This is a genomic window from Kitasatospora sp. MMS16-BH015 (genome assembly GCF_002943525.1).
In the GTDB taxonomy this organism is placed as follows: Bacteria; Actinomycetota; Actinomycetes; order Streptomycetales; family Streptomycetaceae; genus Kitasatospora.
Genome location: NZ_CP025394.1, coordinates 4,912,713 through 4,923,815, shown reverse-complemented (window position 1 = coordinate 4,923,815; position 11,103 = coordinate 4,912,713). Strand labels below are relative to the sequence as shown.

10 protein-coding genes are annotated in these 11,103 nt (G+C 73.3%); 5 read left to right on the top strand and 5 right to left on the bottom strand.

All coding sequences use genetic code 11. The annotated features are described in order from the left end of the window. The first annotated feature begins 37 nt into the window (after positions 1-37). Positions 38-1,192, top strand: a complete 1,155-nt coding sequence (locus CFP65_RS21345; protein WP_104817689.1) for a cytochrome P450 — start codon at positions 38-40, stop codon at positions 1,190-1,192. Here the strand turns inward: CFP65_RS21345 and CFP65_RS21340 are convergent. From CFP65_RS21340 to CFP65_RS21320, 5 genes are all read right to left on the bottom strand, one after another. Continuing rightward, a complete protein-coding gene (locus tag CFP65_RS21340; protein ID WP_158702298.1) occupies positions 1,189-2,172 on the bottom strand; it encodes a LuxR C-terminal-related transcriptional regulator in 984 nt (327 codons plus the stop codon). The genes CFP65_RS21345 and CFP65_RS21340 overlap by 4 nt on opposite strands. A gap of 105 nt (positions 2,173-2,277) precedes the next feature. Then, positions 2,278-4,677, bottom strand: coding sequence for a glycoside hydrolase family 65 protein (locus tag CFP65_RS21335; RefSeq protein WP_104817687.1), 2,400 nt, complete (start codon positions 4,675-4,677; stop codon positions 2,278-2,280). Beyond that, positions 4,674-5,420, bottom strand: coding sequence for an HAD family phosphatase (locus CFP65_RS21330; RefSeq protein ID WP_104821022.1), 747 nt, complete (start codon positions 5,418-5,420; stop codon positions 4,674-4,676). Before CFP65_RS21330 ends, CFP65_RS21335 begins: the two co-directional genes overlap by 4 nt. A gap of 51 nt (positions 5,421-5,471) precedes the next feature. Next, positions 5,472-6,260 carry a VOC family protein gene (locus CFP65_RS21325; RefSeq protein WP_104817686.1) on the bottom strand — a complete coding sequence of 263 codons (789 nt, stop codon included), beginning with the start codon at positions 6,258-6,260 and terminating at the stop codon, positions 5,472-5,474. A 183-nt stretch (positions 6,261-6,443) separates the two neighbouring features. Then, positions 6,444-7,277, bottom strand: coding sequence for a BTAD domain-containing putative transcriptional regulator (locus CFP65_RS21320; RefSeq protein ID WP_104817685.1), 834 nt, complete (start codon positions 7,275-7,277; stop codon positions 6,444-6,446). A gap of 298 nt (positions 7,278-7,575) precedes the next feature. On the opposite strand from CFP65_RS21320, the gene CFP65_RS21315 reads away from it, so the two are divergent. The 4 genes from CFP65_RS21315 to CFP65_RS21300 are packed head-to-tail and all read left to right on the top strand — an operon-like array spanning position 7,576 to position 11,007. Beyond that, positions 7,576-9,084, top strand: coding sequence for a vanadium-dependent haloperoxidase (locus CFP65_RS21315; protein ID WP_104817684.1), 1,509 nt, complete (start codon positions 7,576-7,578; stop codon positions 9,082-9,084). A 43-nt stretch (positions 9,085-9,127) separates the two neighbouring features. Continuing rightward, positions 9,128-9,679, top strand: a complete 552-nt coding sequence (locus CFP65_RS21310) for an HPP family protein (RefSeq protein ID WP_104817683.1) — start codon at positions 9,128-9,130, stop codon at positions 9,677-9,679. Between the two features lie 52 nt (positions 9,680-9,731). Then, positions 9,732-10,598: a sulfurtransferase gene (locus CFP65_RS21305; protein WP_104817682.1), complete on the top strand. Its 867-nt coding sequence runs from the start codon at positions 9,732-9,734 to the stop codon at positions 10,596-10,598. Further along, positions 10,591-11,007: a cupin domain-containing protein gene (locus tag CFP65_RS21300; RefSeq protein ID WP_104817681.1), complete on the top strand. Its 417-nt coding sequence runs from the start codon at positions 10,591-10,593 to the stop codon at positions 11,005-11,007. Before CFP65_RS21305 ends, CFP65_RS21300 begins: the two co-directional genes overlap by 8 nt. Positions 11,008-11,103: the final 96 nt, after the last annotated feature.

Below are 11,103 nucleotides of genomic sequence, written 5' to 3'. Positions count from 1 at the left end.
CCCCGAACGCCCGCCCCACCCCACCCCGGAGGCAGCCATGACCGGATCACCGCTCGGCGCCGAGTTCCTGGCCCGCCCGGCCGAGGTGCTCGCCCGGTACCGGGAGGGCTGCCCGGTGGCCCGGGTGAGCACGCCAGCCGGGCGGCCGGTCTGGCTGGTCACCCGGGAGGCCGAGGTGCGGGCGGCCTTCACCGATCCGCGGCTCTCGCTGCGCGGCACCCCGCCCGCCCCGGGCCGGCCGCACCGGGCGCTGGACATGACGCTGGTCAACTACGACCCGCCGGACCACACCCGGATCCGCCGCCTCGCCGCGCCCGCCTTCGCCCCCGGCCGGATCTCGGCGCACCGCCCGCTGGCCGAGCGGCTGGCCGACGAGCTGCTCGGCGGGCTCGCCGGGCAGGCGCGGCCGGTGGAGCTGATGACGGAGTACGCCGAGCCGTTCGCCTTCGCGATGCTGCGCGAGGTGTTCGGCTTCCCGCCAGAGGCGGGCGGGGTGATCCGGCGGGCGGTGGCCGACCTGCTGGCGCACCGGGCGGCGGAGGCGGCGCTGGACGGGCTGGACGCGGTGGTGCGGGCCCAGCTGGCCGACCGCCGGGCCCACCCGGGCGGGGGTGACGTGGTGGCGCAGGTGCTGCGCGCCTGGGAGTCGAGCGGCGAGGTGACCGAAGCCGAACTGGTCGACCTGATCGCGATGCTGGTGCTGGCCGGCTTCGACAGCACGGTGCAGATGATCGGGATGGCGGTGCTGGCGCTGCTCACCCACCCCGAGGAGTACGCGAGACTGACGGCCGATCCGGGGCTGGCCCCGGGGGCGGTGGACGAACTGCTGCGCTGGGACACCCCGGGCCCGTTCGGCACCCGCCGCACGGCCCTCGCGGACGTGGCCATCGGCGGCACCGTGATCCCGGCCGGCAGCGGCGTGCTGCTGGCCGTCACGGCGGCCAACCGCGACCCGCGCAGCCACCCCGAGCCGGACCGGCTGGACCTCGCCCGCCCGGGCGCCGCCCGCCACCTGAGCTTCGGCGCGGGCCCGCACTACTGCCTCGGTGCGGCCCTGGCCAAGCTCGAACTGACCGCCACCCTGGAGGCGTTCACCCGCCACTGGCCGCAGGCCCGGCTCACCGGCGGCCCGCCGCAGTACTCCGGCGGCCACCAGCACCGCCGGCTGGACGCCCTGCACGTCCTGAACTAGTCGCCCCGGGCCCGGGCCAGGTAGCCGGCCTGGAAGCGGCTGCCGGCGCCGAGGGTCTCCATGGTCTCGGCGATGTGCTTGCGGCAGGTGCGCAGCGACATGCCGAGCCGGCGGGCGATCATCTCGTCCTTCATGCCCTCGGCCATCAGCCGGACGATGGCCTGCTTGATCTCGTCCAGGGCGCTCTCCCCGCCGGGCTGGCCGAGCGGGGTGTAGGGGTCCGCGAGGGTCCAGGAGTGGTCGAAGACGGCACACAGGTAGGCCACCGCGGAGGGGTCGCGGACCACCACCGCGCCGTCGTAGGCCTCGTGGTGCGGGATGATCACGGTCTCCCGGTCGAAGGCGATCATCCGGCCGAACAGGGCGGTGAGGGTGCGGACTTCGGCGCCCGCCCCGGAGATCCGCTGCACGTACTCCTGGGTGGGGGCGTGCCGGCGCGAGGTGTGCTGGTAGAGGGTGCGCATCCGCACCCCGCGCCGGATCATCGCCAGGTCGCGGGTGAACGCCTGCTCCAGCAGGTGCGGGGCGCGCGGGCCGCCGGGCTGACAGGTGAGCACTTCGCTGCGACATCGGGCGGTCAGGCCGGCGATCACGTCGATCACGGCGTCGAGTTCGAGGATCTCGTCCAGCGGCTCGACCGCCCGGCCGGGGCCGCCCTGCTCGTAGAGCGGGGTGAGCCGGGTGAGTTCGGCCCGCATCCGCTCGGTGTCGGCCAGTCGGCGGCGCAGCTCGGCCTCGGTGGGGGCGAGCAGGCTGGCGGCGGCCAGATCGGGGGCGACGGGCACCAGGTCGGGCCCGCCGTCCGGGCCGCCGGGCAGCGGGCGGAGCAGGTGCAGCTGCTCCAGCACCTCGGTGGAGTGCCGGAGTTCGCTCTCGGAGAGGCCGAGCTCGGCCGCCGCCTGCGGGGTGAGCCGGCCGTGGCCGGCCGCCCACTGGAACACCCTCAGGTCACTGTCGGACAGCGCCGGGTAACACGTCACGGCCCCTTAGCACCTCCCCACCACGCCGATCATGTGATGGGCGATAGTAAGACTTTTTATGTCATCTTCGGGAGATCTCCACACGTCGATGGCAACTACCTGACGCTATTCGGCCGGCAGGTGCTCCACGGCCCCGCTGCCGACCTGCACTCCGGCCTGAGGCTGCCGTCGGGCGGGCTCGCGTCCGGGCGGCTGGACGCACCGCTCCACCTGCTCCGGCTCGGGCATCGCCCGGCTCACCGGCTTGTCGGCCGTCACGGTCAGCTCCTCGCCCTCGTGCAGCACGGTGACCGGGCCGCCCTCGCGGACGGTGTAGACGGTCCTGGCGTGGGTGATCTCCAGGCCGAGCAGGTGCTCGCGCACCCGCAGCGCGAAGCTGAGCCGCTGCAGCCCGGCGGGCAGCCGGGGCCGGAAGGAGAGGTGCGAGTTGTGGTCGCGCAGCCCGCCGAAGCCCGCGACCAGCGCGATGCAGGCCCCGGCCAGCGAGGCCATGTGCAGCCCGTCCCGGGTGTTGCCGCCCAGGTCGTGCAGGTCCATCAGGGCGGCCTCGGCGGTGTAGTCGTACGCGAGGTCGAGCTGGCCCACCTCGGCGGCGATCACCGCCTGGGTGCAGGCCGAGAGCGAGGAGTCCCGCACGGTCAGGCGCTCGTAGTAGGCGAAGTTGCGGGCCTTCTGCTCGTCGGTGAAGGCGTCCCCGCGCACCTGCATGGCCAGCACCAGGTCGGCCTGCTTGACCACCTGCTTGCGGTAGAGGTCGAAGTACGGGTAGTGCAGCAGCAGCGGGTACTTCTCGGCCGGGGTGGCCTCGAAGTCCCAGAGCTGGTGGTCGGTGAAGCCGTCGGCCTGCGGGTGCACGCCGAGCTTGGCGTCGTAGGGGATGTACATGGCCCGGGCGGCGTCCCGCCAGGCGGCGGTCTCCTCGGTATCCACGCCCAGCGCGGCGGCCTCGTGCGGGTGCCGGTTGGCGGCCTCGGCGGCGGCCCGCAGGTTGGTCTGCGCCATCAGGTTGGTGAAGACGTTGTTGTCGGCCACCGCGCTGTACTCGTCCGGGCCGGTGACCCCCTCGATCCGGAACCGGCCGGCCGCGTCGTGGTGGCCCAGCGAGCGCCACATCCGGGCCGTCTCCACCAGGAGTTCGAGCCCGTAGGCGCGCTCGAACTCCTCGTCCCCGCTGGCCCGGACGTACCGGGCGGCGGCCACCGCGATGTCGGCGCCGATGTGGAAGGCGGCGGTGCCGGCCGGCCAGTAGCCGGAGCACTCCTCGCCGTGGATCGTCCGCCAAGGGAACACCGCGCCGGACAGGCCGAGTTGGGCGGCCCGGTCGCGGGCCATCGGCAGGGTGGTGTGCCGCCAGCGCAGCGCCTGCTTGACGGCGCCGGGCAGGCAGTAGGTGAGCACCGGGAGCACGAAGGTCTCGGTGTCCCAGAAGCTGTGCCCGTCGTAGCCCGGGCCGGTCAGCCCCTTGGCGGGGATGGCCCGCTCCTCGCTCCGGGCGCCGGCCTGGAGCACGTGGAAGAGCGCGAACCGGACGGCCTGCTGGAGCTCCACGTCGCCGTCCAGACGGATGTCGCTGGCCGCCCAGAACTCGTCCAGGTACGCCCGCTGTTCGGCCACCAGGCCCTCCCAGCCGGTGTACCGGGCGGCGGTCAGCGCGGCCTCCACCTGGTCGCGGACGGCGGGCAGCGAACGGGTGGCCGACCAGCCGTACGCGAGGAACTTGACCAGCCGCAGCTCCTCGCCGGGGTGCAGCACGGTGGTGACGCTGACCCGGCCCTGGTCGTCCCAGCTCTCGGCCACCGTGTCGTAGCGGCCCGGGCCCTCGACCAGGTGGTCCATGCCGGCGCAGACCCGCAGCCCGCTGTAGCGGGTGCGGTGCACCAGCACCGCCTTGCCGCCGTTGGCCTGGTGCGCCTCGCTGACCAGCGGGGCCTCCAGCACGGCGGCGGCCCGCGGGTCGGCCTCCCCGGCGGGCAGCTGCTCGTTGGCCACCAGCTCGGACTGGACCACGATCCGCACCGGGCCGTCCACCGCGGTGACCTTGTACTCCACCGCGGCCACCGCCCGCTGGGTCAGCGAGACCAGCCGGGTGGAGGCCACCTTGACGGTGCGCCCGGCCGGGGAGGTCCACTCGGCGGCCCGCCGCAGCAGGCCCTCGCGGAAGTCCAGGCTCCGCTGGTGGCTGCGGAGCTCGCCGTAGCGCAGGTCGAAGGGCTCGTCGTCGACCAGCAGCCGGATCAGCTTGCCGTTGGTCACGTTGATAACGCTCTGGCCGGACTCCGGGTAGCCGTAGCCGCCCTCGGCGTAGGGCAGCGGGCGCAGCTCGAAGACGCCGTTCAGGTAGCTGCCGGGCAGGCCGTGCGGCTCCCCCTCGTCGAGGTTGCCGCGCAGGCCGATGTGGCCGTTGGAGAGGGCGAAGACGGATTCGGCCCGGGCCTGGCCCGCCAGGTCGAAGCCGTGCTCGGTGACGCCCCAGGGGTCGACGGTGAAGCTGCCGGCGGCGGTCACTCGGCACCCCCGAGCAGCTCGGCCAGGTCGGTGACCACCAGGCTGGCGCCGTGCTCGCGCAGCGCATCCGCCTGGCCGGTGCGGTCCACGCCGACCACGGCGCCGAAGCCGCCCGCCCGGCCGGAGGCCACCCCGGCCAGGGCGTCCTCGAAGACGGCGGCGTGCGCGGGCTCGGTGGCGAGCTGCCGGGCGGCGGCCAGGTAGGTGTCGGGGGCCGGCTTGCCCGGCAGGTGGTCGCGGGCGGCGGTCAGGCCGTCCACCACCACCTCGAAGTACTCCTCGATCCCGGCGGCCTTCAGCACATCCCGGCAGTTGGCCGAGGAGGAGACCACGGCGGCGGGCCGCCCCAGCTCGCGCAGCCGGCGCAAGTAGGCCACCGAGCCGGGGTAGGGCTGGACGCCCTGCTCGTGGATCATCCGCAGCACCGTGTCGTTCTTGGCGCTGCTCAGCCCGTGCACGCTGCGGGTGCCGGGCGGGTCCTCGGGCCGGCCCTCGGGCAGCTCGACGCCCCGGGAGTCGAGGAAGGCCCGGGTGCCGTCGAGCCGGGGGCGGCCGTCCACGTAGGTGTCGTAGTCGGCCACCGGGTCGAAGGGGACGAACGGGGTGCCGGTGCGCTCGGCCTCGGCGCGCAGGAAGGAGTCGAACATGTCCTTCCAGGCGGCCGCGTGCACCTTGGCGGTCTGGGTCAGCACCCCGTCGAGGTCGAACAGGTACGCGTGGATGTGCTCCGGAAGTCCCAGCATGTCCGCCAGTCTCACCCGCCGGGCCCGGTCGTACTCATCCGACACGCACGGTCACATCGGTACGGGCTTGATCACCGCGAAGACGGCGCCCTGCGGGTCGGCCACCACGGCCATCCGGCCGGCCACCATGTCGAACGGCGGCACCAGGACGTTGCCGCCCCGCTTGACCAGGGCGTCGACCGTGCTGTCGGTGTCGTCCACCGCGAAGTAGACCAGCCAGTGCGGGGGCGTGCCGGGGGGCGCCTGGCCGCCCAGGGTGGTCAGGCCGCCGACCGGGCGGCCGGAGACCTTGGCCGCGAAGTAGTCGGTCATGCCCTCCATCAGCTCGGATTCGATGCCCAGGGCCTGCCGGTAGAAGGCCCGGGCGGCGGGGAGGTCCTCGGTGTGCAGCTCGTTCCAGCAGAGCGCGCCGGCCTCGTTGACCACCTGGGCGCCGTAGAAGTCCACCGGCTGCCAGACGCCGAACACGGCTCCGGTCGGGTCGGCCGCGACCAGCATCCGGCCGACCGTGCCCACGTCCATCGCCGGGAACATCACGGTGCCGCCGGCCGCCGTGATCGCCGCCTGGGTGGCGTCCGCGTCGGCGCTGGCCAGGTAGCTGGTCCACACCGTGGGCGGCACCGGGTCGCCCTCGTTCATCGGCTGGGCCTTCATGATCCCGGCCACCGGCTTGCCGTTCAGGGTGCACATCGCGTACCCGCCGAACTCGGGCGGTCCGACCTCGCCCTGCCAGCCGAACAGGTCGCGGTAGAAGTCCAGCGCGGCCTGCTGGTCCGGGGCCATCAGGTCGATCCAACAGGGCGTGCCGGGCGGGTAGTGCTCGGCGGTGACTTCAGGCATCTGCGGTCTCTCCCGTGCCGTGCCGCCCCGGGGCACCCGGGGCGCGCTGCTTGACCCCCTGTCACACCTTCGCCGCCCGCGCCCGGCTCCGCCACCCGACGGTGGGGCCGACCGGCGGCAGCCACAAGATCGACTCCGGCCACCGGTCGTGCCCGACTCAGTCAGTAGTCCGCGCCGACTGCGTCAGCTGAGCCGGCGCATCCGGCCGCCCGGCCCGTCGGCTCCGGCCGGGAAGTTGGCCCACCGGCCGGGCGCGGTGGCGCTCAGCTCGCGCTGGAGCAGCGCCCGGTAGGAGGCCCGGTAGGCGTGGGCGGCGATCTGGTTGCCGGCCGCCAGGTAGGCGGCCACCAGCGTCTCGTGGGCGCTCTCGCGCAGGCTGTCGGAGTGGATGGCCACCAGCGCGGCGTCCACCGCCGCACCCGCCCAGCCGGCCTCGGAGAGGCGGCTGGAGAGGGCCTCCAGGGCGTGCAGGCGCAGCTGGCGCCAGCGCACCTGGTGGTGCTCCAGCCAGTCCTCCTCCCAATCCGGCAGCAGGTCGCGGCTGAGGTCGCAGCTCACCGCGCGGCCCAGCTCCTCGGTGCCCATGGGCAGCGCGAGGTTGAGCAAGTGGGCCGCCACCGACCGGTGTTCGACCAGGTCAACGGTGATGTGGGTGGCCAGCCGGAGCCGCTCCAGGGTGCTGTCCACCAGGTACGACCGGTCGCCCGGCAGCCGGTGCAGGGCGGTGCGCAGCGCCGCCCCGGCGCGGGCCGGGTCGAGCTGCGGCCAGAGCACGGCCGCTGTCCTTGACCGGGTCATGCCGTTAGGCTCGAGGGCCAGCAGGGCGAGCAGCCGCCGGGCCCCGACCGTCGGGTGCACGTCGCGGCCGTCGCAGCGCAGCGCGAAACCCCCCAGCAGGTCCAGCTCCACCACGGGCCGCTGGTCCGTGGCCGTCCCGCCCGCGTGCGGGCCTTGTGCCGTCTCCGGGAGCGGTACGGCCTCGCCGTCCCCGGCAGATTCGGACAGTGGTTGGATCATGGCGCTTACTCCCCCCAGCTCCTTCACCTGGCCCCCACGCTAACCACTGGTGACGGACGCGGCGAGCCTGTCGACCGGGCCGTGCACCTGACATAGAGCCGACGGATTGCCCGCCACCCCCCGAACCGGACCCCGGGCAGGTCAGCCCCGGTCCGGCCCGGGATGCGGTTGCCCTCCGCCCGGGTCGTTCGCAATGCGGTGCAATACGCCTGCAACGGCGGTGACACGAGCCCTCGCCTACCTTCCGCGTGTCGGCCAAGCCTGGCCATCCCGGTAATTCGCGAGAAGGAATCACCCGATGACTCTTCCCTCCAACTCCGCTCGCACGTTCTCCCGCCGCAGGGTGCTGGCCGGCGCCGCGGGCGCCGCCGGCGCCCTGGCCCTCTCCGCCCCCACCACCTGGGCCTCCGAGAACCCGAACCGCAAGCGCCGGGTGCCGCACTGCGACGTGGCCCCGAGCATCGTGGTGCGGTGGAACGAGGCGACGATGGACGCCATCCTCGCGAAGTACAAGGCCGCCGGCGCCGTCTTCGGCCCCGCGACCGTCAACGCCCGGGCGCTGGCCATCGTGCACAACGCCATCTACGACGCCTGGGCCTGCTACGACGGCATAGCCGTCGGCACCCAGTTCGGCGGCTCGCTGCGGCGCCCGTGGTGGGAGCGCACCCTCGCCAACAAGAACGAGGCGATCAGCTACGCCGCGCACGCCGCCCTGGTGGACCTCTTCCCGCTCCAGGCCCCGGCCGCCGACTCGTTCATGACCAGCCTCGGCTACGACCCGACCCGGACCAGCGCCCCGGCCAACAGCCCGGCCGACATCGGCCTGCGCTGCGCCCAGGCGGTGCTGAACTTCCGTCACCAGGACGGCGCCAACCAGCTCGGCACCCCGGCCTACGCGGACACCACCGGCTACGTGCCGGTCAACCCGGCCCAGGCCGTGGCCACCTTCGACCCGGCCCTGGTCAACCAGCCGGAGCACTGGACCCCACTGATCGTGGGCGGCCAGACCCAGAAGTACCTGACCCCGCAGTTCGCGTACACCAAGCCGTTCGCGCTCACCAGCCCGGACCAGTTCACGGTGGCCGCCCCGCCGTCCTACCCGTCCACCCAGCTGTCCGCCGCGATCAGCGAGCTGATCGACATCAGCGCCAACCTGACCGACGAGCAGAAGTGCATCGCCGAGTTCTGGCTGGACAACGACACCACCCCGCCCGGCGCCCAGCAGCAGTGGGCCCGCTTCGTCTCCAACCGTGACGGCTACGGCGTGGACGAGGACGCGAAGCTCTTCTTCGGCCTCAACATGGCCGAGGCGGACGCGGCGTTCGGCTCCTGGGCCGTCAAGATCAAGTACAACTACGCCCGCCCGTCCACGCTGATCCCCTACGACCAGCGCGGCCGGCAGATCCAGGCCTGGGGCGGCCCCGGCCAGGGCACCGTCACCATGGACGGCGTCAAGTGGCGCGCGTACGTGGCCGTTCCGGGCTTCCCGGCCACAGTCTCGGGCCACTCCACCTTCTCGGGTGCGGCCGCCGAGTTCCTCAAGCGCTTCACCGGCTCGGACGAGTTCGGCGACTCGTACACCTTCAAGGCGAAGACCTCGACCGTGGAGCCCGGCGTCACCCCGGCCCAGGACGTCACCCTGAGCTGGCCGACCTTCACCGCCGCCGCCGAGCAGGCCGGCATCTCCCGGATCTACGGCGGCATGCACTGGAGCTTCGACAACGCTCCCGGCCTGGCCATGGGCCACCAGATCGGTGGCGTCGTCTACCAAGTGGCGCAGAGCTACTTCCGGGGCTACCACCGCTGATTCCCGACCCGCCGCCGAGCCCTGACTCGGCGAGGAGGACACCATGAGCAACTCGACCACCACCCAGCAGTCCGCACCGGCGGCCACGCCGGCCGCCGGGCAGCGGGCCGGCCTCTGGGCCGGCTCCGCGCCGGCGCCGAAAGCCAAGGGCCTCGTCCTCGGCGCACTCGCCACCGTCGTCTCGCTGGTGATCCTGGTCGCGCTGGGCAAGGCCAGCCACCAGGTGCTGATGATCGCCCCGCTGGCGGCGACCGCGATGATCATCTGCGCCAGCCCGGGGCTGCCCCCGGCCCAGCCTCGCGGTGTGCTGCTCGGCCAGCTGGGCTCGGCCGTCCTCGGCTTCGTCGCCGCCGGTCTGTTCGGCCACTCGCTCTGGGTCGCGGCCGTCGCGGCCGGCGTCTCGGTCGGGGTGATGGGCCTGCTGCGGGCCGTCCACGCCCCGGCCGCCGCCACCGCGGCGCTGGTCGTGGTCCAGCACCCCGCCGAAGGCAAGTTCCTGGTGCTGCTGGCGATCGGCAGCGTGCTGCTGATCGTGATCGGCATCATCGCCTCGCGCATCAACGTGATCGGCAAGTACCCCACCTACTGGTGGTGACCGGCGGCTCCGGCCGACCACTCCGGCCGGAGCAGAGAGGAACGGAGTACCGGTGAACCGCGACAACATCCTGGTCTCTACCGACTGGGTCAAGGAGCACGGGCAGGACGAGGGCATCGTCCTGATCGAGATCACCGACGGCGGCCCGAGCGCCTCCGGGCGCATCCCGGGAGCCGTCAGCCTCGACTGGACCCGGGACCTGCAGGATCCCGTCCGGCGCGACCTGATCACCCCGGAGGAGTTCGCCGCACTGGCCGGCCGGCACGGCATCGGCCCGGAGGACACCCTGGTGTTCTACAGCGGCAACAGCAACTGGTGGGCGGCGGCCGGCTTCTGGCAGTTCCGGATGGCCGGCCACCGCGAACTGCGGCTGCTGGACGGCGGGTTGGCACGCTGGGAAGCCCTCGGCCTGCCGCTCACCTTCGAGACGCCGCGCCGCGCCCGCACCGAGTACCCGGTCCGCACCCCGGACCGCTCGCCCCGCGCCTACCGGGACGACCTGCTGAGCGGGATAGGCGAGCTCAACCTCGTCGACGTCCGCTCGCTGGAGGAGTACCTGGGCGACCGCACCGCTCCGCCCGGCGTGCCGGACGACCTGGGCGTGCGCCCCGGCCACGTCCTCTCCGCCCAGCACCTGCCCTGGAACGCGGCGGTCAACCCGGACGGCACCTTCCGCTCCGACGCGGAGCTCAAGGAGGTGTACGGCTGTCTGGACACCTCCGTCGAGACGGTCGTCTACTGCCGGGTCGGCTGGCGCTCCGCGCACAGCTGGTTCGTGCTGCACGAGCTGCTCGGATTCGACAAGGTCAGCAACTACGACGGTGCCTGGCGGGAGTTCGGGTCGCTGATTGGCTCGCCCGTGGTCAAGGGTCCGCTCCCGTGGGGCGCCGTCCGGACGACGGAGAACAGCAATGTCTGACGTGACGGTGATCGCGGACGTCTTCCGCAACGGCTTCGACATGACCGACCTGGCCTGGGTGCCCTGGCAGGAGCCGGGCCGGGTCGGCGTCGAGTACGTGGTGCTGTGGGGCCCGAACGAGGAGACCGGGGAGGACTCGGCGGCGCTGCTGCTGCGCTTCCCGGCCGGTGCGCACGGCGACTTCCACGAGCACCTCGGCCACGAGCTGATGCTCGTGCTGGACGGCACCCTCGACCACAGCGACGGCACCCGGTTCGTCAAGGGCGACATGGTCGTGGAGGAGCCCGGCACCCGGCACCAGATGTCCAGTGCCACCGGTTGCACGGTGCTCGCCGTCCGCGCCCGGCCCGCCTCCGCGCGGACGCCCGAGCCCGGCCAGATCACCACCGGGGTCGGCGCCGGGGCCTGAGACCGGCCGGTCCGAGCCTGGTCGGTCCGAGACCACCTCACAACAGGGGCGCGGCCGGCATCCGCCGGCCGCGCCCCTGACATACCGTCAGAACCC